Origin of the sequence: Spartinivicinus ruber (assembly GCF_011009015.1) — a bacterium.
Lineage (GTDB): Bacteria > Pseudomonadota > Gammaproteobacteria > Pseudomonadales > Zooshikellaceae > Spartinivicinus > Spartinivicinus ruber.
The window spans coordinates 4,016,121-4,040,066 of record NZ_CP048878.1; the positions used below are offsets into that span (position 1 = coordinate 4,016,121).

23 protein-coding genes and 1 tRNA gene are annotated in these 23,946 nt (G+C 39.9%); 3 read left to right on the plus strand and 21 right to left on the minus strand.

All coding sequences use genetic code 11. The annotated features are described in order from the left end of the window. Window positions 1-18 precede the first annotated feature (18 nt). The 14 genes from fliE to G4Y78_RS18235 all read right to left on the minus strand — a co-directional run bounded on the left by fliE (window position 19) and on the right by G4Y78_RS18235 (window position 10,822). Window positions 19-303 (minus strand): flagellar hook-basal body complex protein FliE, encoded by a 285-nt coding sequence (gene fliE / locus G4Y78_RS18170; protein WP_163834376.1) that lies wholly within the window; start codon window positions 301-303, stop codon window positions 19-21. After that, on the minus strand, window positions 303-710 hold the full coding sequence (gene flgC / locus G4Y78_RS18175; protein ID WP_163834377.1) for a flagellar basal body rod protein FlgC: 408 nt from the start codon (window positions 708-710) through the stop codon (window positions 303-305). Before flgC ends, fliE begins: the two co-directional genes overlap by 1 nt. Next, window positions 710-1,099, minus strand: a complete 390-nt coding sequence (locus G4Y78_RS18180) for a flagellar basal body rod protein FlgB (protein WP_163834378.1) — start codon at window positions 1,097-1,099, stop codon at window positions 710-712. The genes flgC and G4Y78_RS18180 overlap by 1 nt, the downstream gene beginning before the upstream one ends. 11 nt (window positions 1,100-1,110) lie before the next feature. After that, the gene (locus G4Y78_RS18185) at window positions 1,111-2,235 is read right to left on the minus strand and encodes a flagellar basal body P-ring protein FlgI (protein WP_163834379.1); all 1,125 of its coding nucleotides are present in this window, start codon (window positions 2,233-2,235) and stop codon (window positions 1,111-1,113) included. Window positions 2,236-2,237: 2 nt separating this feature from the next. Continuing rightward, window positions 2,238-2,792, minus strand: coding sequence for a flagellar basal body L-ring protein FlgH (locus G4Y78_RS18190; protein WP_163834380.1), 555 nt, complete (start codon window positions 2,790-2,792; stop codon window positions 2,238-2,240). Window positions 2,793-2,794: 2 nt separating this feature from the next. Next, window positions 2,795-3,814: a flagellar basal body P-ring formation chaperone FlgA gene (flgA, locus tag G4Y78_RS18195; RefSeq protein ID WP_163834381.1), complete on the minus strand. Its 1,020-nt coding sequence runs from the start codon at window positions 3,812-3,814 to the stop codon at window positions 2,795-2,797. Then, window positions 3,765-4,526 carry a flagellar hook-basal body protein gene (locus G4Y78_RS18200; protein WP_163834382.1) on the minus strand — a complete coding sequence of 254 codons (762 nt, stop codon included), beginning with the start codon at window positions 4,524-4,526 and terminating at the stop codon, window positions 3,765-3,767. Before G4Y78_RS18200 ends, flgA begins: the two co-directional genes overlap by 50 nt. 3 nt (window positions 4,527-4,529) lie before the next feature. After that, on the minus strand, window positions 4,530-5,222 hold the full coding sequence (locus G4Y78_RS18205) for a flagellar hook-basal body protein (protein WP_163834383.1): 693 nt from the start codon (window positions 5,220-5,222) through the stop codon (window positions 4,530-4,532). Continuing rightward, window positions 5,215-7,299 (minus strand): flagellar biosynthesis protein FlhA, encoded by a 2,085-nt coding sequence (locus G4Y78_RS18210; protein ID WP_163834384.1) that lies wholly within the window; start codon window positions 7,297-7,299, stop codon window positions 5,215-5,217. The genes G4Y78_RS18205 and G4Y78_RS18210 overlap by 8 nt, the downstream gene beginning before the upstream one ends. 65 nt (window positions 7,300-7,364) lie before the next feature. Then, window positions 7,365-8,204 carry an EscU/YscU/HrcU family type III secretion system export apparatus switch protein gene (locus tag G4Y78_RS18215; protein WP_163834385.1) on the minus strand — a complete coding sequence of 280 codons (840 nt, stop codon included), beginning with the start codon at window positions 8,202-8,204 and terminating at the stop codon, window positions 7,365-7,367. A 44-nt stretch (window positions 8,205-8,248) separates the two neighbouring features. Further along, window positions 8,249-8,452, minus strand: a complete 204-nt coding sequence (locus G4Y78_RS31745) for a flagellar biosynthetic protein FliR (protein ID WP_408022076.1) — start codon at window positions 8,450-8,452, stop codon at window positions 8,249-8,251. Between the two features lie 5 nt (window positions 8,453-8,457). Beyond that, window positions 8,458-9,174: a flagellar biosynthetic protein FliR gene (locus tag G4Y78_RS18225; protein WP_222937527.1), complete on the minus strand. Its 717-nt coding sequence runs from the start codon at window positions 9,172-9,174 to the stop codon at window positions 8,458-8,460. After that, a complete protein-coding gene (fliQ, locus tag G4Y78_RS18230; RefSeq protein ID WP_163834387.1) occupies window positions 9,171-9,443 on the minus strand; it encodes a flagellar biosynthesis protein FliQ in 273 nt (90 codons plus the stop codon). Before fliQ ends, G4Y78_RS18225 begins: the two co-directional genes overlap by 4 nt. A 224-nt stretch (window positions 9,444-9,667) precedes the next feature. After that, window positions 9,668-10,822, minus strand: a complete 1,155-nt coding sequence (locus tag G4Y78_RS18235) for a tetratricopeptide repeat protein (protein WP_163834388.1) — start codon at window positions 10,820-10,822, stop codon at window positions 9,668-9,670. Window positions 10,823-11,448: 626 nt separating this feature from the next. Here G4Y78_RS18235 and G4Y78_RS18240 point away from each other — a divergent pair. After that, window positions 11,449-12,294 (plus strand): HDOD domain-containing protein, encoded by an 846-nt coding sequence (locus G4Y78_RS18240; RefSeq protein WP_163834389.1) that lies wholly within the window; start codon window positions 11,449-11,451, stop codon window positions 12,292-12,294. A gap of 150 nt (window positions 12,295-12,444) precedes the next feature. On the opposite strand, the gene G4Y78_RS18245 is transcribed toward G4Y78_RS18240, so the two are convergent. Both G4Y78_RS18245 and G4Y78_RS18250 read right to left on the minus strand, forming a co-directional pair. Further along, window positions 12,445-12,535: transfer RNA gene (locus G4Y78_RS18245), tRNA-Ser, on the minus strand. Window positions 12,536-12,866: 331 nt separating this feature from the next. Next, the gene (locus G4Y78_RS18250) at window positions 12,867-13,055 is read right to left on the minus strand and encodes a hypothetical protein (protein WP_163834390.1); all 189 of its coding nucleotides are present in this window, start codon (window positions 13,053-13,055) and stop codon (window positions 12,867-12,869) included. 325 nt (window positions 13,056-13,380) lie between these two features. On the opposite strand from G4Y78_RS18250, the gene G4Y78_RS18255 reads away from it, so the two are divergent. Then, window positions 13,381-14,193, plus strand: coding sequence for an HAD-IIB family hydrolase (locus G4Y78_RS18255; RefSeq protein ID WP_163834391.1), 813 nt, complete (start codon window positions 13,381-13,383; stop codon window positions 14,191-14,193). Beyond that, window positions 14,186-15,397 carry a glycosyltransferase family protein gene (locus G4Y78_RS18260; protein WP_163834392.1) on the plus strand — a complete coding sequence of 404 codons (1,212 nt, stop codon included), beginning with the start codon at window positions 14,186-14,188 and terminating at the stop codon, window positions 15,395-15,397. The genes G4Y78_RS18255 and G4Y78_RS18260 overlap by 8 nt, the downstream gene beginning before the upstream one ends. 89 nt (window positions 15,398-15,486) lie before the next feature. Here the strand turns inward: G4Y78_RS18260 and G4Y78_RS18265 are convergent, their stop codons facing one another. The 5 genes from G4Y78_RS18265 to G4Y78_RS18285 are packed head-to-tail and all read right to left on the minus strand — an operon-like array spanning window position 15,487 to window position 23,934. Beyond that, a complete protein-coding gene (locus G4Y78_RS18265) occupies window positions 15,487-17,217 on the minus strand; it encodes a sugar phosphorylase (RefSeq protein ID WP_163834393.1) in 1,731 nt (576 codons plus the stop codon). A 35-nt stretch (window positions 17,218-17,252) separates the two neighbouring features. After that, complete coding sequence (cobB, locus tag G4Y78_RS18270; RefSeq protein ID WP_163834394.1) at window positions 17,253-17,951, minus strand: Sir2 family NAD+-dependent deacetylase; 699 nt, start codon at window positions 17,949-17,951, stop codon at window positions 17,253-17,255. Between the two features lie 7 nt (window positions 17,952-17,958). Beyond that, window positions 17,959-19,362: a DUF4139 domain-containing protein gene (locus G4Y78_RS18275; protein ID WP_163834395.1), complete on the minus strand. Its 1,404-nt coding sequence runs from the start codon at window positions 19,360-19,362 to the stop codon at window positions 17,959-17,961. Window positions 19,363-19,367: 5 nt separating this feature from the next. Then, entirely contained in the window at window positions 19,368-22,511 is a 3,144-nt protein-coding gene (locus tag G4Y78_RS18280; RefSeq protein WP_163834396.1) for an efflux RND transporter permease subunit, read from the minus strand. 13 nt (window positions 22,512-22,524) lie between these two features. Further along, window positions 22,525-23,934 (minus strand): efflux RND transporter periplasmic adaptor subunit, encoded by a 1,410-nt coding sequence (locus tag G4Y78_RS18285; RefSeq protein WP_163834397.1) that lies wholly within the window; start codon window positions 23,932-23,934, stop codon window positions 22,525-22,527. Between the last annotated feature and the right edge of the window lie 12 nt (window positions 23,935-23,946).

The window sequence follows — 23,946 nt, forward strand, 5'->3', positions numbered from 1 at the left end:
CTAAAGATAGTACATAATTTATACTTGTGTTTGCATTAGTTCTTTATAGGCTTCTAAAGCTGTATTTCTTATTTGCATTGCAGCTTCAAGCGTAATTTTAGCCTGCCGAATTGTGGACATAGTTTGATGTAAATTATCCAAATTTCCTAATGCAACTTGCTGGGCGGCTTTATCAGCATCTACTAGTGGTTGATTTAGCTTAGCAATAGTATCGTACACTGAATTAAAACTCGATTGTGCCTGATCAATGCTTAATGACTGCTGAAAAACTTTGGTAGCTTCGTCTAATGAGAAAATTTCCACTATGCTTTACCTGGATCAATTGCCATTAATGCCATCTGCCTGGAAGCTTTTAGCACTTGTAAGTTTGCTTCGTAACTCCTGACAGCTGTCATCAGGGTTAACATCTCATTTGTTGGATTAATATTAGGCTTTCTAATAAACCCAGCATCGTCGGCTAATGGATGAGTTGGATCATAGACTTTTAATGGTTCTTGATCTTTTTCAACCAACTGAATTGCCTCTGGTTGTATCCCCTTAACCAGCTGTTGAGTCAAGTTTTCAACCACCACTTCTACAGCTTTAAATGCTTCCTCATCAGCCTTTGCAACAGTATTTGCATTCGCTAGATTGAGCGCAACGGTGTTCACTCGTAATTTTTCCAGCTGCAAACCAGTCAAGCTAATGTCAAAACTATTAGCTAAATCCATTATTTCACTCCTTGCACAGCCACAGTCATTAGATCTTTTAATTCTGACTTGGCACGTAGCAGTGCTTGATAATGTAAAGTATTCATTGACAGCTTTGCCATTTCATCGTCAATTGCGACAGTATCTTTATTAGTTTCCGCTGCTATTTCTGCTGTTATATCCCAGTCTTTCACAATTGATTTCAATTGCGATTGGCGCACTTCTTCAGCCTGCTCTTCAAAACTAGCCAGAATAGCTTCAAAGGTTTCACTGTTTTTTGTTGTTAATGGTACATAATTTTTTGTATTAACATTAGCTACATTATTTGCAATTAACTTGTGTTCCAAAACAGAACGATCAAGCATCTTATTAATCAAAGCTTCTGTAATAGTTTCAGTAAAAATTTCCATAAAAGTACCTGTTATTTAATAACTAGCTCAGCATGCAAAGCACCTGCCGATTTAATAGATTGTAAAACAGCAATTAAATCTCTGGTACTGACACGTATTTGTCGTAATGCTGCCACCAGCTCCCCTACTGTAGATCCTTTAGGTAAAGTAACAGAGTCCACTACAGACTCTTTTACATCAATTTGGGTATCTGGAACAACTGTCGTTTTTGCATCTGAAATTTGATTATTACCAAAACTAACAATACTTGGTTGAGAAACATTGAATCGGGTACTTATAGATATCTCAAGATTACCATGAGATATCGACACATTATCTAAAATAACATTAGCACCTGACACAATAGTACCCGTTCGTTCATTGACCACCACCCGGGCAATTTTATCTGGTGTTACCTGTATATTCTCAATAGTAGCCACCAAGTCAACCATATCCATTCGTTCTGCATTATAATAAATAATGATTTTCCCTGGATTAGGCGCAATAATTTTAGCTTGGGACAACCTTCTTCTTAAACTATCTTTAATTCTTTTTGCTGTGGTAAAGTCTGGATTATGCAGTAAAATTGATAGCTTTCCCGCTTCCCCAAATGCATTTTCGACTACCGCTTTTTCAACCGTTAATCCATTTGGAATAATGCCTACTGTTGGATGATTTTTTTGGATGACATTACCATACATATCATACTTAAAACCACCTACTGACACAGGGCCTTGTGCTAAACCATATACTTTACCGTTAGCAGCCTTTAACGGAGTTAGAAATAACGTACCACCTACTAGACTACGCGCATCACCAATGGAAGCAATATTGACATCCAATTTATCACCTGCTTGGGCAAAAGCGGGTAAATTTGCTGTAATCATAACAGCTGCAACATTTCGGCTATTAATATCTTTTTCATTAACCTGAATACCAAAATGGCGCAGCGTATTCATGATCGATTGTGCAGTAGACAAACTACGACGTGTGTCTCCTGTTCCCGCTAAACCAGCCACTACGCCATAACCAACCAAAGCATTATCTCTAACACCTTCTATACGTGCTAATTCTTTTAAACGGATACCTTTTGCTACAACACTGGCTACAGCGCATATACTCAAGAGAATAACAACTAAAAACCTGATAAACAGCATAATTAAAAACCAATCCAGGATAACAGACGACTAAAGAAGCCCTCTTCTTCAGTATCATATCCAGTATATTCAATTCTTGAGTTACTTATACGTGTCGATAAAACTGTGTTGTTTGCCATAATATGCTCAGGCCTTATCCAACCACTAATACTTAAAAACTGTTCTTCACCATCCACAACAATGACCTGCCTACCTTCTATATACAAACGACCTAAATGATCCTGGTGTTTGATATCAACACTAATTTGTGCTCTTAACTCTCCACCCCGAGCATTGGCCGATCTGGCGTCATATCCCAGGTTTAACCCTATACTGCCTTGTTCGGAGCGATTGGTAGTACTGAATTTTCCTCCCACATCCAAACTACCATCATCCTGATCTTGACTATTGGTTTTTGCTTTCGATGTTTCAATCACTAATACTGTTACACTGTCACCTACTTGCTTTGCAATAGGATCTGCAACTAATGACTTATACTCTGCTTCTGAAAACAAGCTTTGTGCACCAGCAATTTTCACGAGGCTTAAAAAAACTAGGGTGGAAATAAATCGCTTCATTTTTAATGTCCAGCTAATACTGTATTTTCACCAATTACTGTTGCCAAATATGTTTCACCACTGCTTAATGACTGCACTTTTATTTGCTGTTGCAACTTGCCGTCTTCCAGTGCAATCGCTTTAGCGTTAATAATAACCCGGCCAGAAATACTGGTTACCCTTACCGGTTTGCCTTTTTCAACAGGGGGTATCGGTTCTAACATTGCCGTTGTTAATACAGCCCCTTGCTGGTATGCCGCTACAAACCGCTGCTGGTTTAAGTTCGGTAGTTCATGTAATACCCGCCCTTGAACATTAGCAATATTATGCTGTTTTAGCATAACAGAAACAGGGCTAAAATGGCTTTTTGATGCAACATCTGTAGTTAATATCCAAACATATTTTTCTAATGTTGCTTTAAACCATAAAGGTACTGTTCTACGTTTAGTCTTTGCTTTTTTCCCATTACCATAAGACACTTCAGCCAGTACACAAAGCCTAGCTATATTCCCGTTTTTTTTTTGATGGGATAATTGCCAATGATACTCTCGACTTGCTAATTCCAGTGGCTTAATTTTCGCCAATGGTTCAAGTCTTATATTTTTCCCATAATGTTGTTTGAGTAATGCTTTAGCTTCATCAACCAGCGGGGTCATCTCAATTTGATGACCACCTCTAACAATTTTAACAAACCTGGGGCCTGAAAGCTTGGTATTTTTAGGTATAGAAAATAGTTTTCTCAACTGTATTTTATTAAAAAATTGATATTGTCCAGGTTGTAAATCGACCACTACAGACTTTATCTTCAACCATTTATTTAAGTTCTTATCACTAAATATTCCCAGCTGCTCAACACCAACCTGAGGTGAATGAATTTTAATGACTGGCCACAAATCAATCACAAACAAAGATTGCTCACGCCCATAACTGTTCATAGCCACAATCATTATTAACCCAGCAACCAATTTTACCAGGATACCAGGGTTGATCAATTTAGTTACCGCGCAAATTATTGGTAATTCTAAGAATATTGTCTGCTGCACGAATAACCTGAGCATTAGCTTCATAACCACGTTGTGCTAAAGTCAACCACATGAGTTCATCAGTTAACTCAACATTACTGGTTTCTAGAAACCCTTGCTGAATTTTACCAGTTCCATTTTCACCTGCCATAGAATAATAAGGTGCACCAGCTTTATCAGTAGGCGTATAAATACCATTACCATGTGCATCTAAACCGGACTCACTCATAAAAGAAACCAACTGTAGCTGACCAAGCTCTATTAATTCCTGATCAACTAATGCAGTAACTTGCCCTTGCTCAGAAATAGAAATTGTTTTGCTATCTGGGGGTATCTGAATCCTATCTGCTAACAAATGTCCTGACTGAGTCGTTAAATAGCCTTTATTATCAAGCTTTAAACTACCATTTCGCGTGTAAGCAATAGCACCATTAGCCAGCTCCAGCTCAAAAAAACCTTTTCCTGTAATTGCAATATCAAGACTTCTTTCTGTAGCTTTTAATTCACCTGCAGTCATTTCAGTTTGATTCTGGGCAATAGCAACCCCATTACCCTCAGTTAACACTGAATTTTGTTTAGAATTGACCTGTTGCAGTTGTAGCATTTCATTAAATACAGCTCGCTGCTTCTTAAAGGCAGGTGTATTCAAATTGGCCAAGTTATTGGCTACCACATCAATACTACGTTGCTCTGCTAACATACCTGTCGCAGCAACATACATTGAGTCCAACATAAATTAAAACTCCCCCAGCTGCTGTACAGCTTGTCCCATGATTTGATGATAACTTTTTGCCACTTCTGCCATTGACTCAAAGTGCCTTGACAACTGCATTAACCCAACCATTTCAGTCATGGAGCTAACATTGGCACTTTCTATAAATCCCTGCTGAATTTGTCTTTCGTCGTCAGCTAATGACGTTACGGCTAGTGCCTTATAAAGCCCATTATTATAGTGCTGCAATTGACTGGAGTTGACTTTAACTAATTGTAGTTTGTCTTTAATTTGTCCTTGTTGGTAGATATTTCCCACTTGATCTACCTCAAAAGGAAGGGGATCTAAAACAATCTCCCCCGACTGGCCATAAAGCTTTTCACCTGTTATTAACCTTAACACGCCTTGGCCATCAATTTGCGTTTGTCCTTTTCGAGTAACTAATTGAGTACCATTCTTCTCGACCAAGAAATAACCGTCGCCATTTATGGCTAAATCCGCTGAACTATGGGTTGCTTGCATTGAGCCTGCAGACCAATCTATATATGGCTCTGTATTCATTTGTCCAACAAAAGTCGTATTAAACTGCTGGCTGACAACTCCCACCATCCGTTTAAAGCCGTTGGTATGAACATTTGATAAATTGTGGCTAATCATTTTTAAGTTAGCCAAATCAACACTCATTGCACGGTTGACTAACTCAACAGTTTCAACCATCTGCTACCTCTTGTTGTAAACCAATTGAAGCCTTTTCAATATTAATTAACTGAAAAGAGCGAATATCAACAATAGAGGGCACCTCTACCATCGAAATCACTGTTAATTGTGATAGCATCCGTTCTGTTAGTTTTTTTACAGGTCGTCTAATTTGACTGGAGCAAAGTAAAACAGGTTTCAATCCTCCTTTCATCATTTGCTCAGCCGCTTTCGCCAATTTCAACAATAGTTGCTCTAATACATTGGGCGGTAATATGATTGAGTTGCCTTCCTCAGAGGAACGAATTGCTTGATGTAGCGACTGCTCGAGTCCCGGCGCTAAAGTTAACACATGTAGAGCACTTTCTTTGCTTAATAAAGGCTCACAAATAATCCGCCCCAATGGCTTTCGTGTCATTTCAGCCAATTGCAAAATATCTTTGGTTTGTCTGCCAAAGTCGGCTAATGCTTCAAAAATTTGCTGAACATTTCTGATAGACACCCCTTCTGCAGCCAAATAACCAAACACTTTTTGAATATCTGTCAAGGTTAATACATTAGGTACCACCTCTTCATATAAACCCGGCTGGGCTTGTTTTATAACACTGAGTAGTTGCTCTGTTTCTTGCCTGGTTATCAACTCACTACTATGCCTTCTAACAACTTCAGTGAAATGGGTAAACAATACAGTTGTTGCATCTACAATGGTACACTGCTGCTGTCGAGCTAACTCGACGTGCTCTTCAGCAATCCAAACAGCAGGTAAATGATAAGATGGATCATGCCCTTTAATGCCAGGTAACTCAATTGAAGTATTCGCACTAATAGCTAACTTTCTATCAGGATAAATTTCACTACTATCAACCCGGCCACCTTGAATTTTTATTTCATAACTACAGTCATTAATTTTAGGATTAATTACCACTTTCACTTTAGGGATAACGATCCCACATTCGATTGCATACTGCTTTCGAAAAGACTGGATCTTTTCCATAAAGAGGCTACTATCCTTACCATAAGACTCTGCTAGCTGGGTACCTACCATAATTTCCAATGGTACAACTGTCATGTCACTATATAGCTGAGCTTCTTGGTCAGTATTGACCTCCGCTTTAGTCTCATCAACTGTCGTTTGCTCATCAACTGTCAATGCTTTATATAAAAGATAAGCTGCAATTGCACATACCAAGAAAATAGGGAAAAATGGCATTCCATTAACAAAGAACAAACCTATCAAAGCCAGTACAACCAGGCTTAAGCTTTTTGGATATTTTGCTACTTGGCTGGTAATCTCTTGCCCCAAAAAAGAGTCACTCGCCGCACGTGTGACAATAATGCCTGTAGCTGTAGATAAAATTAGAGCAGGAATTTGAGTAACAATACCATCCCCAACTGTAAGCAATGTGTAAGTATGTAGTGCTTCTGACCAGCTTAAAGATTGTTGCCCAACACCAACGGCCAGACCACCTAAAATATCGATTAAAACGATGATAATACCCGCAATTGCGTCTCCCTTCACAAATTTACTAGCACCATCCATAGCACCATAAAAGCTGGCCTCTTGTGAAAGCTGATGACGTCTTTGCTGAGCTTCCTGCTCTGTAATAATCCCCATATTTAAATCAGCATCAATACTCATCTGCTTACCCGGCATACTATCCAAAGTGAACCGTGCAGCTACTTCAGCAACCCGTTGAGCACCATTAGTGACAACCACATATTGCACAATGATTAATATAAAAAATACAACTAATCCAATAATATAATTGCCACCTACCACAAACTGTCCTACAGCATCTATTACATTACCAGCATCACCATTACTCAAAATTAACCGAGTAGCGGAGATATTCAGCGCCAACCGAAATAATGTTGCAATTAGCAATAAAGTGGGGAAAGTGGAAAATCCTACTGGACGGTCTATATAAAACGTCATTAGCAGAATGAGCAAACCAATACTAAAATTTAAGGTAATCAAAAAATCAAGAAAAAAAGCTGGGATGGGTACAAACAAGATGAGCAAGATAGCAATAATAGCCAACACCAACACGAGCTCACTTTTAGTACCGAATAAATCTGTGATTGATAGTTTTGTCATGGGTGTCAACTAGTTACTACATATCATACAACGTTATGGGTACACTCTTTGCGATAACTTTTAGGCTACGAGCATATTTGAATATTTTGTCTTTTTAATCGATATAAAAGCAAAGCAACATCAAAAAATGATTGTTCCGGAATCGGCTTGCCAGAATCTGAGTTATAGAATAACAGCCTTGCTAAAGACGGTTTCTCTATTATTGGTATTTGATGTTTTACGGCTTCTCGCCTAATAAATAAGGCAACCTCATCAGCCCCCTTACATAATACTTCAGGTGCAGCCATTACTTTGCACTCATAATGCAGTGCTACAGCAAAGTGAGTCGGGTTAGTTACCACCATATCAGCTTTACTGATATTTCCAAGCCCCTGAGTTTTCTTAAGTAGCTGAGTTAAAATTTCACGACGCTTTTGCTTAATGAGAGGATCACCCTCACGGCGCTTATACTCATCTTTAACGTCTTGCTTAGTCATCTTCAAGTTACGTATATACTGGCGCTTACTAAAGAACCAGTCTATAGCAGCAAAAATGAACAACGTGATTAGCAACCAAGATAATAATTTGAATAGCAAAAATAACGTGCTTTTTAAACCAGCCCATAACTGCATTTCCTGAAGGAACAGCAGCGATGCAAGATGATCATAAAAAAACCAACCAATTATAGCCAGAGTTGTTATAAATTTAAACCCTGACTTGACTAACTCAAACAAGGCTTTCATTGAAAAAATCTTTTTAAAGCCCTTAATCGGATCTATTTTTTTTATATCAGGCTTCAGAGGATAAAATGAAAAGATAAAACCGGTTTGTAAAAGGTTAGCTGCAATAGCAGCGACTACCATGACCACCAGTAATAGCAAAAAGGTTGATCCAGTCTGACTAACTATTGTTGATAAAAAAACCAAATTTAAAAGGCGTTGGCTTTTCAGTTTTTTCTGAAGTCTGGTTGTTATTTGCCATGGTTGCTCAATACTAAACTTAAATAGTCAACAACATTAGCTATCAAATCAGCAAGTAGCTCAGCACTTGAATAAAGTAACATAGCTAATAAAATTGAGCCCAATACCAGTTTTAGAGGTAAGGCAAAAAAGTATACGTTCAATTGCGGCATAGTTTTACCAACCACCCCTAAACAAAAATCCAAAATAAACAAACATGCTATGACAGGTAATGAAAGTAGTACTCCATAAAAGAACAGGGCAGGTAGTGTTTAAATAATGTTCCAAAACTGCCTAGAGGTAAGGCAAAAAAGTATACGTTCAATTGCGGCATAGTTTTACCAACCACCCCTAAACAAAAATCCAAAATAAACAAACATGCTATGACAGGTAATGAAAGTAGTACTCCATAAAAGAACAGGGCAGGTAGCTGTTTAAATAATGTTCCAAAACTGCCTAACACTGACTGCCCAATGGGTATTGTCACAAAAGAATCTGCTATTAACCTTAAGATAACTAAATGACTATTTGTGCTAAATAACACCATCAGCAGTAATAAATTAAACCATACACTTGCTACAGCCCCCTGCCCACCTCGGGTAGGATCAAAAACACCAGCCGCATTAAAACCTGCTTGCAAGTCGACTATCCGACCTGCAATTAATACCGCACCGTAAATGACAACAATTCCTACGCTCAGCAATATTCCGTTAACTAACTCGTTTACCATGCCCGCTACGAGCTGAGTAACAGTAATTTCGCCCCCTACAGGTAACTGCCCATTAATAACGATCACCAACCCAAAGATTAATAGCAGTTTAATTTTTGCAGGTAATTTTATCACCCCTACACTAAATAAAGCCCAAAATGCCAAACTAAAGCGGATCGTTGACATTAACAGTGATGCTAACCAAGCTTGGTCAATCACTACGCTCATTCTTTAATCAAGTCCGGAATGGATTGATAAAGCGTTGTCGTATATTCCGTAATATGCCCTAGCATCCACGGCCCTAATAGAAAAATTACGACAACCATGGCGATCATTTTTGGTATAAAAGTAAGGGTCATTTCTTGAATTTGAGTAACCACTTGGAACAAGCTGACTACCAACCCAACCAACATGCTAATTCCCAGCAATGGTGCTGCAACAATTAAAGCTTGCCATAACATATCTTCAGAAAGGAAAAGCGCTAGATCAATTTTCATTACAACAACTGCTATATTTAATTAGAATTGACTAATAAGCGTGTAAAGCATAGTAATATTTGATAAGTAAAGCACTCTTATAACACGAAATGTCGAGCACTATACTTTTTACAAGTCATTTTAGGGGTTAGGCATTATTCAGAATAATAAACTCAATTAGTCTTACAGGTCTTGCTTCTGCCAGGTTACGGATAAAAACCCTATGCTCTAACTAAATATTCAAGCTAATGAAGTTTTTTCTTCATTTGTTGCTGAATAACTTGACGAACCGACAAACCTTCAGTTATCTCTGTATTTAAAATGTTTTCTGATAATGCCTTAGCCACAGGCTCGTCTTGATTATATTGTGCCAGCATTAATTGACCATAACGTGCAGCAATGGACTCAGGGTTCAATTTCAATGCTTTACGAATATAAAGCTCTGCGGAATCCCACTGCTTTTTAGCAACAGCAACTAACCCCATCAACGCCTGGGATTCAGCAAATGCAGGCTGTAATTCAATTGCATGCAGTGCGGCATGCTCTGCCTCTTTAATGTTGTCAGCTAATAAATAGCACCACGTAAGGGTATTCCAGCTCCCTACATGCTGAGGTAACCAGCGAACGGTCTGTTGTAGTGCTTTAATTGCCTCTGCTTGCTCGTTTTTTTGCATGAGTACTAATGCCAAACCCAGCCAGGCACGACCACTATGAGAACGCTCTGATATTAACGCTAAAAACTGTTTTTCTGCTGATTTAAGCTGCCCATTCCAGAGTGGTTGATAGGCTAACACCAAACGTGCATCAAAATTATCAGCCTCTTGCTCTAGGACTTCTTTTGCGATGGTATATGCTTCATCAAATGCTTCCATATCCCATAATACAAGGCTATAAAAGCCTTTTGCTACAATAAAGCCAGGATGCTGCTGGATACAGTCCAACAACACTTGTTTCGCTTGTTGGACATCACTGGAGGCATATAAAGCTCTTGCTAAAAGTAGTCTATAAGCGGGAGAAAAATCGCTGGGTTTAATTAAGTTGTCACTACCTACTGTATAACCAAGTACTTTTACAGCCTCTACCGCCTGATACTGCCTTAATAAGCTAGCGCCATAATAGTAGCGTAAGGTTTCTCCCTCTTCACTACCATCAATAAGTGAGCTGAATAATTGACAAGCACAATCATCATCCCCCTTAAAAAAGGCCAGCTTACCTCTTAATAATATGACTGGCGGTGCATTTAATAATACACCCGGCGCAGCACTCAGCAACTCATCGACTTTAGTTAATTGCTGCTCTTCAATACAAATATTTAGAGCCGTTGCAAAGAGTATCGGATTATTCGGATCACTCGCCAAATAGCCAAGATACTGTGATAATTTCTCTGAAAAACGATCCATATCACCAATACGCCTTTACGTTACGGAAAAAAACCAGTTACTTACAGCTATTCGCTCATTAAGAAACAAATAGTTCCGAGTAACCACACCTCAACAAACCAGATCTTAACTACACTACAAATCTCACTTTCTTCCAAAGATACGAGCAACGTCACTTTCATAGTATTAGCTTTGAGTGTTGTTAGCATCGACCATGGTATTACTGTTGACTTTAAAGGCGTGCAATTGTGCACATTTTAACAAAACAGGTCAATACTTTTATACGGCTCACAGAGCAAATATCAACCAGATCATAAACAAAGAAACAACCAGCCTCTTGATCCATTTTTTATTTTTTTTGCTAAGTATTCATAAGACAACAAAAACAAATATTTCAACTAGAGTAAAATAAAAAATAATCACTTTTTTCATCTATATCACCTAATTTATAAATACAAATTCTATACCTAAAAAATTTTTCTTTTAGAGGTCAAACAGTGATTGTAATATTAGTTCATGAAGCTTCTTTAATAAACTTCACTACAAGTTTATTAAAGAAGCTTCACTGGTTTTATTCGCCCGTCTCTCCCCTGAATATTTCTTGCCAAAATAGACTATCCTGTAAGCATATTACCAGGAACAAGGCCATGTTAGAGGACTACGCAATCTACCGGACAGTGATTGAACAAGTACTTCGGGAAGAGGAGCAGTTACCGAGTTTACCCACTATTACCATGAAAATCCGCACTGCACTGAATCAACCTAGTACCACAAACAAACAACTTGCCCAATTAATTAAGGCCGATCCGAGCCTAACAGCCATTTTATTGAAATATGCCTGTAGTCCACTTTATCGCACTCGAGTATCACCTAAATCACTAACAGAGGTCATTGCTCATTTAGGCTGGGAAACCGTAGATCGAATTGTCATGAGCCACAGCATTAAAAGTTTATTTATTATGCAATCTCCCCAGCTGAAAAAACTCTTTAATATCGCCTGGGAACGACAAAAACTGAAGTCAGCGATCAGCTATGTTATTGCTAAACAATTACAGTATCGGCCTCTAGAAGAAGTGCTCATTGCCAGCTTGATTAGTGACTTAGGGACGTTAGCTGTACTTTCAGCATTTAAAAGCAGGAAAGAAGTGCCTAGTGAAACTACATACTACACATTATGTAAAGAGTACAGCAAGTCACTAGGTATTGTGCTCCTAAAAAAATGGAGTGTGAGTGACCATTATATTGAAGCAGTCCGTTACTCTGGCCAATGGCAGGAAGATACAGGAGAAACCTTGAAGTTAATTGATTTAATTAATCTTGGCCTGTTTAGTGCAATTCGCATTCATTCTCCTAAAGCAGAACTCCCGCTTATTAATACCATTACTGCCTTTCGAAAATTACCAGCAAAGCTTGCCGTTGCTTCCAACAATAATGAACTAGAACTGGTTAACCAACACAAGCCGGATATTGGCTTAGCCATGCAAAGCTTCTAGAGAAAATAACCACTTATTAAATACAAATGCTCAAAATTTTATCAAGATAACACTGAAAGATTTGACTCTCACAGTAACTATTAAGGATGGTGAACAAATAAATTATTTATAATATAAAGGCAGACTGGAAAAATCTCGAAGACAATAAAATGGCGGTGAGGGAGGGATTCGAACCCTCGATACGCTATTAACGTATACACACTTTCCAGGCGTGCTCCTTCAACCACTCGGACACCTCACCTTGCTGCTGCTATAGAATGTAGCAGTACTGCTATATCCCCTGCAACAGAGGCGCGTACTCTACCCCACTTTACTAAAGAAAACAACCTTATAACGCATTGAAGTAAGCAACCTACTAAAAATGCCCCCGAAGGGGCTAAGAATTACTCAGGTTGAAGAAGAGTCAAGCCATTGTTTTGTAATACGCTTGGCTCCAGCAATAGCTTAACCAGTTTTTAACAAAAGCTACAGCATCACGCCTAACTATTTCATAAAGGTAAAAAGTTAAGCATCAGGATAAAAACAAGTGTCAATTTGAAAAGCCAGCTCTCTTAATTTAGCTGTTTATTGGGTTAAATAGTTTCCTTCAAGTCTGTGGAGGGGGACCGCTTAAGTAAACGATAAACCACTACAACTAATCCTGCTGCAGGTATTAATGCATAATAACCATAAAGATAAAAAAGCAGGGCGATAATGCCGATGGCGACAACAACTAAATAAAACAAGCCTAACATTACAAGTGCTTCAAAAAATCGATTCATCGTGCCTCTCCACTGGCTTGGCTGCATAAATTATCAGCTACTTTTTTGTCAGCCGCTTCTTGTTAACTACTGCTTTGGTTGCGGTATTTGTTTGACTAGCAACTCTTTCTACAAGCCTTTAAGGATATGGTATGCCTTTCGTTAATAAGCCCTCCATAAAAGCCATCACAAATTTGTCATATTTTAACTCGGTGACTCTGCCAAAACGTAGCAACAGCACTATTAGTTATTACTTTTAGTAATAGTTTTTATCGCTACCATTTATTAGCACCTATCGATACCCTGCACTATTAATCTCAAGACACTGACCACAAGCACATACGCCATGACGCAATTGATAATATTTTCTGACCTTGATGGCACTTTGCTAGACAGTCAATACCGTTTTGAAGCCGCTATACCTGCTTTGCAAAAAATTAAACAACTGCAGCTGCCACTAGTTATAAATTCCAGTAAAACCTTTGCAGAAATTGCTGAAATTATTCAGGCCTTAGAGCTTAATCACCCAGTTATTACTGAAAATGGCAGTTTTATTGTTATACCTGCCAAATACTTCAGTAATCCAGAACCTATCAAGCAAACCTTGGGTTGTCACTATCAAACCCTTGTTGAGCAACTCCAACAATGCCATCAACAAGGGTTTAAGTTTACTGGCTTCCACCAGTGGGATAAGCAAACCCTCGTCGGAATAACCGGCTTATCTAAAGTGATGGCAGCAAAAGCACTCAACCGCCAGGGCTCTATTCCAATACTTTGGCAAGACACTAGCGAACAATTACTTCAATTTCACAAAATTTTATCCGCACAGCAAATTAGCCTGGTTAAAGGGGGACGATTTTTACACGTTATGGGACAAACCGATAAAGGAATTGCTGTAAAAGCACTGCTAAAGTACTACCAGACCAGTCACTGTACACAATACTGTACTATCGGTTTAGGTGATCATGAAAATGATCTGCCCATGTTAGCAGCCACGACTATCGCGGTGATGCTACCTCAAACAACAGGCGAGTTTGCTATAAAGCTTGACCACCCCCAACTCATTCAAGCACCTCACCCAGGCCCTAAAGGATGGGAACAAGTGATGTCCAAGCTGCTAAATCAGTTTGAACAACAAGGAACGTTACCCCATGTCTGACTTTCATCAAAATGGTAGTATCACTACACTCCACAACCTTACTCAACGCTCTGTCATTGAGCTGGAAAAAGAGCTGCTTGCTTTTTCCCGGCAAACACCAATGGCCCTAGTACTCCCCTCGCTTTATTCCGAACTAGCCAAACCCGCTTTACAGCAAATTGTTAGTGAACTAACAGAAGTACCCTACCTGTCAGAAATAGTCATTGGCCTGGACCAAGCAGATGAAGCTAATTATGTAGCATCAAAAGACTATTTTTCCCGACTCCCCCAGCCTCATCGAGTGTTATGGCATGACGGCCCACGATTACAAGCACTTGACGAACTACTAAAAGAAAAAAATATAGCCCCCTTAGAACACGGAAAAGGACGGAATGTGTGGTACTGCTACGGTTATGTACTCGCATCCGCCAAAGCCAAGTCGGTGGCAATTCATGACTGTGATATTAAAACTTACCATCGAGATATGTTAGCCAGGCTACTTTATCCCGTTTCTCATCCCCAATTTAATTATGTTTTTTGTAAAGGTTATTATTCACGGGTAGCCACAGGCACAATCAACGGCAGAGTCAGTCGATTATTAATCACTCCCTTATTACGTGCATTAAAAATAGTAATGGGGCATGTGGATTACCTTGAGTACTTAGACAGTTTTCGTTACCCATTAGCGGGAGAATTTGCCTTAAAAACTGAAGCCCTCAATCACCTTCGTATTCCCAGTGACTGGGGATTAGAAGTGGGGGTATTATTGGAAATGAAGCGAAATTTTGCAAATAATCGTCTTTGTCAGGTGGATATTGCAGATAATTATGACCATAAGCATCAGCCATTATCAATAGATGATCCAACCAAAGGGTTGGCCAAAATGAGTACCGATATTACCAAAGCGATTTTCCGCAAACTAGCTACACGTGGTAAGGTTTTTCATATGGAAACCTTTCGTACAATTAAAGCCACCTATTACCGAGTAGCACTGGATTTAATTGAGTCTTATTATAATGATGCGTTACTAAATGGCCTCACTCTAGATCGCCATAAGGAAGAACAAGCAGTAGAATTATTTGCCAGTAATATTCTGGAAGCAGGTGACGACTACTTAAAAAGACCCATGCAAGCCCCCTTTATTCCCAGTTGGAATCGTATTATCAGTGCTATTCCCGACTTTTTGGAAAGGTTATATGATGCTGTAGAAGCAGATAACAGCTAGAGGTCTATACAAAATAAGCAATATCTACAGCCAAAGTGAATGGTGTACTTACAACAAATGATGGGTAACTGACAATAGTTGCCCTTTATTTATTTTGTGTCCTTAACAAGCAACCAACAACACTGGTAGGGTTGCAATCTGTATCCACTCTCACCAGCCTGCCATGACTTGCCACTAATTAAGTCAATAGTGGGTTGTTTTTGCTTAGGGAAGCTAGCTAATGCTAGCGTAACAGGCACTTGAGAAACATTACAAAAGACAATAATGTCATTTTCTCCACATAAACTGGTCCGCCTAATCGCAAATATATTTTTATGTACAGACATTACCTGTTGTGGCGCATCCGGATGAAAAGCCTTATATTTACGACGCGTAAGTAACAACCGAATAATCGCTTTAAATACTTCACCCTGTGCAGAATGCTGATGTGTTATTTGGTTTTCTAAAGCTAGCAAGTTCCATCGAGCGCGATTAATTGAGCGCATTCTTCCTGTACGCTCTACATTATCCAAGTCATTAGGTGTAGCCGTTAAGCTATGAATATAAATCGCTGGTATCCCCTGTACCGACAGCAAAATAATCTGGCTACATAAAAAACGTTGTACTTGCCATTGGTCAGGCCCCCGCCGGGTTCCCATCAACGCATCAAATAAAGAAACATTCAACTCATAAGGGGAATCGGAGCCATCAACATTCGATTTTAAACTCACATAGCCCCCATAACGATGAACCGTTTCTATCATATGCATCACTTCAATTTCAGGGATAATTTTTTCAACAGCCCTTAACCCTATCCCGTCATGCGATGCAACAAAATTTAAGTAAGTGCAGTTTGGTAACAAAGGGGGGATTTGCTGTGCCCAAGTGGTCAGGTAATCAGCCTTGCCATAGTACAATGCGTGCAGTACCAACGGTGGCAATGCAAACTGATATACCATTTGTGCTTCATCTCCCTCACCAAAATAACTGATATTTTCATCAACAGGCACGTTGGTTTCAGTAATTAACACTACACCTAATGCTAGATATTCCAGTACATCCCGGAATAATTTGACAATTTCATGGGTTTCCGGCAAATGAATACAGGGAGTACTCCGTTTTTTCCATAAAAAAGCAATGGCATCTAATCGAATAAAGCGAGCTCCAATGGTGGTATAAAATAACAGAATATCCACAAATTCAAGCAAAACATCTGGGTTTGCAAAATTTAAATCAATCTGATCATTACTAAAGGTTGCCCATACATACTTTACACCTCGACGAGTATGAATAGGCACCAGCAGAGGGCTATTGCGTGGCCTTACTACCTGACTGACGTCACTGGCTGGTTCAAGTTCATGAAAAAAATCCTTTCCGTATCCCTGCCCAACCACAAAGTCCATAAACCATAAACTTTCCCTAGACACATGGTTTATGACCAAGTCCACCACTAAATCAAAGTTTTGGTTAATTTCAATAATGTCATGCCAACACCCCAGCTCAAAGTTGACTTGTCGGTAGTCAATAACTGCAAATCCATCATCAGAGCTGTAGGGAAAAAATGGAAGAATATGTACAGTTGAAAATGCTTTTTGACAATATTTATTTAAAAAACCTGATAAGGTTTGTAATGGCGTTGACTCTTCAGAAAGAAGACTATCGCCGTAGGTAATCAGGATGGCGTCCGTTTCATCCCAACGCTTTAGGGTAACAGACTCAGTCGACTGGCGATATCGCTCCACTAATTGACACAGTTTAGTCAACAGAGTGTTCGCTTGGCATTCACCATAAATTCGATTTAACCGTGTTTTAACACGCTGCTTAAACCTAGCTTCTTCCATTTTCTCCTTAAACAGTTATTATTTAACTATTAATTTCAAATTTCATTAAAAAATGTAGGTACTATTTCAGTTGCCAACCCTTGTCGCTGAACATCAAACTGGGCGCTTGATAATGAAGCCTCTAAATTAAGTTCAACAGTAGTCGCTCCATGGCTTTTTGCTTCATGAAAAAAGCCAGCAGCTGGATACACATTACCAGAGGTGCCAATGGCAATAAAAAGATCACAGCGACTTAATGCCTGATAAATTTCATCCAGATGTAACGGCATTTCATTAAACCATACTACATGAGGCCTCAAATAACCGGGTTGCTGGCAACACTCACAGCGAGAATCAACTTGAATGTCATCAGCTTGTTCACGAATGCGTCCAGTAGCAATACAACGTGACTTAAGCAATTCACCATGCATATGCAATAAATGCTGACTCCCTGCTCGCTCATGTAAATTATCAATATTTTGTGTTACCAATAAAAACTCACCGTTAAAATGGGCTTCAAAGTCAGCTAATGCCAGGTGGGCTGCATTAGGCTTAATGCTTTCTGATAACAGCTGCTGGCGTCGCTGGTTATAAAAGTTTTGCACCAATGCAGGATTCACCGCAAACCCTTCTGGCGTAGCAACGTCCTCTACTCGGTGATCCTCCCATAGGCCATCACTGGCCCGAAAAGTTCTAATGCCAGACTCTGCTGAAATACCAGCACCTGTTAATACAACAATTGATTGATAACCCATTGAAAACTTACCGTTGATGAGTCGTGGTATAATTAATTTTTACTGTTTTTTCTGCAGGTAGCTCTACAACAAGGGTATTAACATCCTTAAGTTTAGCGCCAGTCATTTTGCTAATCTCTACCAAGCTATGATCATTCGCGACTAGCTCTACTGTCGCAGCTTCCTTTTTACTGTTGTGTATTTCAACTTCCCAGTCAATATTGGCATTTTTACTATCCAATTGCTGATAGGCTAAGCGATTGCGTTTAATCGCAATTTCAAAGCTTTTACCTAACTGTAAATCCACCAACTGGTTAGCCCCCGTATCGGCTAATTGACTAGAGCCAATCCAACGGGAACTGCCTTGCTTATCATCCTGAAATACCCTGACGGCTCCACCAGGCATTGGGGTATCACTCTTAAACTGATACATGGTAACTGGATTTTCTTTTTCTGATTGCCAGTTACGGTCAAAGGCATAGGCATACCAATTTAGTCGGTAGTATTGATTATACGCTACTTGTTGCTTTTCAAATAACGGCAACTGTTGTTCAGAATGAGCTGGAATGGTTAACGGTTGATTAAAGTGATAAAAGTGAACATCACCAACCGCTTCAGGCTCTGAAACCGCCTTGTCCATCATAGGGGCTGCTTGAGCAATCATTTCAGCTCTTGCTCCTCGGGGCATTGGCTCTTGCACATCTCCCACCCCTAAAGTTACCTGAGCCTCAGGATAGACTGTATTCGTCTTATTGGATAAAACCGTGGTAACAGCAAAGTCTAGTGTTGATTGACTTGGATGCAATTGAATACTGTAATTGGTATTAAACGACAAACCTCGGGTTAAATACTGAACCGTTGCTGACTCCAATGCTTTTGACGCCGACACTTGAGCACTAAGTCGAGGTGCAAAGCTCGCTTCTGCCAAGGTATTTTCTGGCAACGCCAACCGTAACCCATTACTATCCTGCCAATTAACAATTACCTGCTCACCATGATCCAGTGCCACAATACCTAGCTTATTTGAATAAGCCTGTAATACCCCTTTTCCTGCTTTGGCTTGATATTTACCTGCTTGATAAACACGCACAGGTTTCCCCACCAATCGTTTAAACACTTCATCAACGGTGAGTGGTTTACGAATCATTTCCAGTGCGTTAATTTGCCCACCTGCCACTTGTACCTGTAGGGAGTCTAATATTAATTGATCACTGATATTATGTAGTAATAGCTGATAATCGCCCTGGGGTAAGGCCTTAGCAAATTGCTGCTTAACTAACGTGGCTTGTCGATACAGTGTTAACTGAGTGGATTTCGCTTCTTTACTTGCGTCTAAGGTCGCTTCTTCAGCGACAACTGTTTGGAGTGCTAATGCAGGTAATAGTACCAAAACAGCTAATGGCCTTAATAACCAACGTTCCTCAGTTGTCATATTATTTATTCTCCAAATGAAATTCTTGCAATTAGACCACGTAAATGTCGTTTAGTTGTCAGTGAGATATTTTCAACCACTACCAGCATTGCTGGCACTACCAGTAAAATTAGTACTGTGCCAAAGGCTAAACCAAATACAATAGAAGTTGCCATTGGAATTAAAAACTGAGCCTGCAAAGAAGTTTCAAACAATATAGGAGTTAATCCTGCAATTGTAGTTAACGAAGTCAACAGTACAGCCCTCAACCGCATACACACAGACTTCACAATCGCTTGCTCAATAATCACGCCTTCTCCACGCAAATGACGATAAACACTGACCAAAATAATAGAGTCATTAATAACAATCCCTGTTAAGCCAAATAAACCAAATAACGAGAGTACTGTTAAATTCAGCCCCATCAAAAAGTGGCCAAGAATAGCTCCAGTTATCCCAAATGGAATTACTAGCATTACAGCAACAGGCCAACTGTAAGAAGCAAATACCCAGGCTAGAATAATGTATATCAATGCTAACGCAATAAACAACCCAAGTCGCATATCTGCTAGGGTTTCCTGTTGTTCAGCACTACGCCCTTCAAATGCATAGTTAATCCCATAACGGGTTTTCAACCCAGGCAACACGGATACTTCCAACTCAGCAGTAATATCATTGGCATTGGTGGTATTTTCATCCACATCACTACTGACTAATACGGCTAATTCACCATCTACCCGATTTAAAGTATCAATCCCTTGTCGTGTATCAAATGACACTACGTTAGCAAGTAGTGCTGTATTGCCATTGGGTAAAACAATAGGCAATTGTAATAAAGGGGTTAAATAATCCCGTTGAGAGGCAGGCAGTTCAATTCTTACTTCAATTTCTTCGTTACTGTCATGAAATATTTGTACAATTTCGCCATCTAACGCACTTCTTAACCGTTTTCCAATATCTTCAATGGTTAAACCTAACGATTGCCCCATGGGGGTCAATTTATAAATTAACTGTTCCCGACCATAGGGTAAGTCATCTTCCACATTACTCACACCCGCATAATTTTTAATGGCTTGTTGTAATTTTAACGCGGCTTCTTTTAACCCTATGACATCAGTTCCAATTAATTTGATCTCAATTGGCTTACCTGGTGGTCCAGGACGTCGCTGGGCAATAGAAAAGCGTTCTATACCCGCTGGCCGCTGAATAGATTGCTGCCAAGCCCGAATGATTTGTGCATTGGTAACAGCTCGCTCATCCCCCGACACAATTTGTACTTTTAATGCCCCAAATTCATCTCCCTCAATTCGAGTGCCTGAAAAACTATCAAAAGCAGCTTTACGATGATTAGCAAATACACTAACTACCAGTGTTTCACCCAATTTTTTTTCCGCTTCGTAAAGTGCACGTTCCAACTCTACTAAAAATGCATCGACTGTAGTCGCGGGTGTCCCAGCACTAAACTGAACACTTGCATTTATAACAGTACTGTCAATAGAAGGAAAAAAAGTAAACTTTAAATGCCCTGTCACCAACATAGCTAAGCTGAATACAAACAAGCTGATAGCCAATAAAATGGTGAGAAACCGATATTCAATAGCGAGTTTAACGGTTTTTAAAAATACCCCTTCTCGAAATTGATTAAACCACTTGTCCAATTTTTGTCTTAACTGGGTTTCTTTAACCCGACGTCGACGAAAACTATGGTTTAAATGCCCTGGCAAAATTAAAAAGCACTCTGCCAATGAAGCTAAAATCACACATATAACCACGGTTGGAATATCAATTAAAATATTGCCAATATTTCCTTCTAAAATCAGTAAAGGTAAAAAGGCTGCAATAGTCGTTAAGGACGAAGCCGTTACTGGCGCTAACATCATATTGGCGCCCGCTATCGCGGCATGCTCTGGGTTATCTCCCTGTTGAATACGCATTGATGCATTTTCACCTACCACAATGGCATCATCCACAATAATGCCAAGAGTCATAATTAAACCAAATAAACTAATCAGGTTGATACTACCGCCAATTAAATACAACACAGCCAGTGCTGTTAAAAATGAAATAGGGATGCCCACTGTTACCCACCAGGCAACTCGCACATTTAAAAATAAAAACAACATGCCAATCACCAGAACTAACCCCCCGACTCCATTTTTCAACAACAATTCAATCCGCTCGTTAAGGTAAACCCAAGACTCATCATACACCACCAGCTGGATACCTTTGGGTAAGGTTGGCCTGACTTTTTCCAGCCACTGACGCATAATCTCTGCTGACTTAAGCGTATCATCAGCCTCTGTGCGTAATAACTGCATTTCAATCCCTGGCTGGCCTTTATAAGTAATAAACTCATCATCAGGGTTAGGTCCTTTTGTTACTTCAGCAATGTCACCTAAACGAACTAACCGCCCTTGTTCATTTGCCAACACAGGTAACTGCAAAAACCCCTCAACCTCTCGCTGCTGACTTAAACTGCGAACCTGCTTAGCACCAGCTTTCCTTCCAGCTGTGCCTGCAGGTAAGTCCATGCTGCGCTGACGAATGATTGTAGCGAGTTGGTTTAGCGTTAAACCCAGTTCATGCAGTTGTTCTGGAGCAATGGCAATAGCAATTTCCAGCTCTGGTAACCCCACAAACGCTACTTTACGAATTCCCTGCCGGAGTAAGTCCCGTTCTAATTCAAATGCCAGCGGTCTTAATTCAGCAAGAGGCACAGAGCCGGTTAATAAAATTTTGGCAATGTTTTCAAACCGGGTAACTTTCAGAACCTCTGGCTTTTCTGATTCAGTCGGCAAGTTACGTACATTATCAACCGCCTGTTTCACTTCATCGAGCACCGTTACTAAGTCAGCTTCCGGTTGCACTTCCAGACGCAATCGACTACTTCCTGGAGCAGAGGTTGCAAATATTTTATCAATGCCATTTATACCTTTGAGTGCCTGCTCAATGGGAATAGTAATAGATGATTGAATATCTTCTGCAGTAGCGCCACTCCACACTACAGAGATCGTGATGACATCCACTTCAAAGTTAGGGAAAAACTGGGTATTGAGTTTTTTTATGCCCCAGGTACCCGCCAAAATGGCAATAAACATCAGCAAGTTAGCTGCCACTCGATGACTGGCAAATAAATTGATCAGACCTGGTTGAGGTTTTTTCTCAGCCATTCTTCCTGTCCAATTATGAGGATTGCAAGGCTAAGTTACTTTTATTAGATTGTGTGGTTAGCTGTTGCTTTTTTGTTTGATTAACCACCTCGCTTGTCAGCTGAACTTTCATACCTGTAATGGCATTTGGTATTTGTGTGATCATTAACCGATCACCTGTTTGCAGTTTTTCTGAGCGAATTAACGCCCACTCTTTACCTGCTTGTTTCAGCTCACCTACTTTTTCGATAGTGACCGATTGCAAAAAGTTGTCGACTACTTTAAATACATACTGACTGTTGTATATAGCCGTTACTGGTACAGCAATAGAATCTGAGACAGGCGGTAACTGTAATGTCAAAACCACCGACCGCCCCAGCTCCAAGTTTGGTAGTGTTGTGGAAGTAATTCGAAAAATGCCGTCTACTCCCCCCTGCCCCTGACTAACAGCAGCCGCAAACCTATCTAATTGAACAACGAGTGTTTTATTTGGTTGCATGTCATTAGCTTCAGATAGCGTACCTTGTAAAATACCGGATAGGCTGGAAACATTAGTCATTTTATCGGCTTGAACTGCAGCATTAGACTGCACATGTTGTTTGGTTAACGGCAACTGTGCTTTTAACTGGGACAGCAACCGACTAGGTAGTTGTGCTCTCACCTCTAAGTTAGCCACATCATACAAAGTCAACAAAGGCTCTCCTGCTTGTACACGTGCACCAGGTGCTACCTGTACTTGGGATACTTTGCCGGTTAAAGGGGCCGTCACTGTTGCACGCTCTAGATCAAGCAAGGTTTGGGCAAGCAGAGCTTCTGCCTGCTTAAGTTGTGCTTGCAATTGCAGTAAACGGTTTTCATAATCGACGATCGTCTGTTCCATTTTATTAACATTAAGCGCCTGTTGCGCTTCTCCTTGCTTGGCTTCTTCAAGCTGAGTGACAGAAGACAAGTTTCTTTGCTTAAGTGAGCTTTGCCGTGCAACTGCGTTATGCGCAATTAGCAGTAATTTTTTTTCTTCGATTAAAGCTCGTTGATCGTATTCATAACGGGTGTTTTCAGCGGCTATTTTTGCTTTAATATTGATGATGTCCGCCTCTCTTTGACTTTTTATCAGCAATAAATCGCGCTGATCCAATATCACTAGTACTTCACCTTGCTGAACTAACATCCCTTCTCTCACAGGAACTGCCTCAATATAAGCTGTGGTGGCTGCAGTCAGGGTGGTTTCAAAAGGTGACTCCACTCGTCCATACAGAGTAATTTCAGGTTGATGCGCTTGCTTTTCCACCGTCATCACATCTATTTTCCAGGTGCGGTCTTGGTTAGCTTTACGCTCAGGCTGCTTTGCCGTTAACTTAAGTGCTAACAACCCACTGGCTGTTAACACTATTAAACCAATAGCAATGAGCAGAGATATAGCGCGTTTGGATAAGCGTAAGTTCATTACAATTCACAA

Bases quoted from the DNA above. Each gene is read 5' to 3' on its own strand.
- G4Y78_RS18190 (WP_163834380.1), bottom strand. From the start codon at position 2,792: ATGAAGCGATTTATTTCCACCCTAGTTTTTTTAAGCCTCGTGAAAATT.
- G4Y78_RS18185 (WP_163834379.1), bottom strand. From the start codon at position 2,235: ATGCTGTTTATCAGGTTTTTAGTTGTTATTCTCTTGAGTATATGCGCT.
- G4Y78_RS18285 (WP_163834397.1), bottom strand. From the start codon at position 23,934: ATGAACTTACGCTTATCCAAACGCGCTATATCTCTGCTCATTGCTATT.
- G4Y78_RS18260 (WP_163834392.1), top strand. From the start codon at position 14,186: ATGTCTGACTTTCATCAAAATGGTAGTATCACTACACTCCACAACCTT.
- G4Y78_RS18235 (WP_163834388.1), bottom strand. From the start codon at position 10,822: ATGGATCGTTTTTCAGAGAAATTATCACAGTATCTTGGCTATTTGGCG.
- G4Y78_RS18265 (WP_163834393.1), bottom strand. From the start codon at position 17,217: ATGGAAGAAGCTAGGTTTAAGCAGCGTGTTAAAACACGGTTAAATCGA.
- fliQ (WP_163834387.1), bottom strand. From the start codon at position 9,443: ATGAAAATTGATCTAGCGCTTTTCCTTTCTGAAGATATGTTATGGCAA.
- G4Y78_RS18180 (WP_163834378.1), bottom strand. From the start codon at position 1,099: ATGGAAATTTTTACTGAAACTATTACAGAAGCTTTGATTAATAAGATG.
- G4Y78_RS18240 (WP_163834389.1), top strand. From the start codon at position 11,449: ATGTTAGAGGACTACGCAATCTACCGGACAGTGATTGAACAAGTACTT.
- G4Y78_RS18250 (WP_163834390.1), bottom strand. From the start codon at position 13,055: ATGAATCGATTTTTTGAAGCACTTGTAATGTTAGGCTTGTTTTATTTA.
- G4Y78_RS18205 (WP_163834383.1), bottom strand. From the start codon at position 5,222: ATGGTTGAAACTGTTGAGTTAGTCAACCGTGCAATGAGTGTTGATTTG.
- G4Y78_RS18200 (WP_163834382.1), bottom strand. From the start codon at position 4,526: ATGTTGGACTCAATGTATGTTGCTGCGACAGGTATGTTAGCAGAGCAA.
- G4Y78_RS18255 (WP_163834391.1), top strand. From the start codon at position 13,381: ATGACGCAATTGATAATATTTTCTGACCTTGATGGCACTTTGCTAGAC.
- G4Y78_RS18210 (WP_163834384.1), bottom strand. From the start codon at position 7,299: ATGACAAAACTATCAATCACAGATTTATTCGGTACTAAAAGTGAGCTC.
- flgC (WP_163834377.1), bottom strand. From the start codon at position 710: ATGGATTTAGCTAATAGTTTTGACATTAGCTTGACTGGTTTGCAGCTG.
- G4Y78_RS18275 (WP_163834395.1), bottom strand. From the start codon at position 19,362: ATGACAACTGAGGAACGTTGGTTATTAAGGCCATTAGCTGTTTTGGTA.
- cobB (WP_163834394.1), bottom strand. From the start codon at position 17,951: ATGGGTTATCAATCAATTGTTGTATTAACAGGTGCTGGTATTTCAGCA.
- G4Y78_RS18225 (WP_222937527.1), bottom strand. From the start codon at position 9,174: ATGAGCGTAGTGATTGACCAAGCTTGGTTAGCATCACTGTTAATGTCA.
- G4Y78_RS18280 (WP_163834396.1), bottom strand. From the start codon at position 22,511: ATGGCTGAGAAAAAACCTCAACCAGGTCTGATCAATTTATTTGCCAGT.